This window comes from Pseudomonas sp. QLc11A (assembly GCF_052112305.1).
Classification (GTDB): domain Bacteria; phylum Pseudomonadota; class Gammaproteobacteria; order Pseudomonadales; family Pseudomonadaceae; genus Aquipseudomonas; species Aquipseudomonas laurylsulfatiphila.
The window spans coordinates 1-280 of sequence record NZ_JAVAJJ010000078.1 but is presented as its reverse complement, the minus strand read 5'-3'; the positions used below and the strand labels follow the sequence as shown (position 1 = coordinate 280).

The following is a 280-nucleotide window of genomic DNA, read 5'->3' as shown; positions in this document are numbered from 1 at the left end:
CACCGCAGACGGTGACGATCACCCTGACCGGGACCAACGACCAGCCGACGCTGAGCATCGACGACACGACCGGCGCGATGAACGAAGGCAATGGCACAGCCACGCTGAGCGACAGCGGGGCGCTGAGCTTTGCCGATCTGGACAGCAACGACATCGTGACGGTCAGCCAGACCGCCAACAACGACATCGCCTGGAGCGGCGGCACCCTCGGTGCGGCGCAAGCCGCGGCACTGGTGGCCGGCTTCTCGGTCGATCAAACCGGCTGGAACTACAGCAGCAG

1 protein-coding gene is annotated in these 280 nt (G+C 66.1%); it reads left to right on the top strand.

What is annotated here, in order from left to right; genetic code table 11:
• Positions 1 to 280: hypothetical protein (locus Q8X48_RS29970; RefSeq protein WP_407802827.1), on the top strand; the 280-nt coding region annotated here is incomplete at both ends.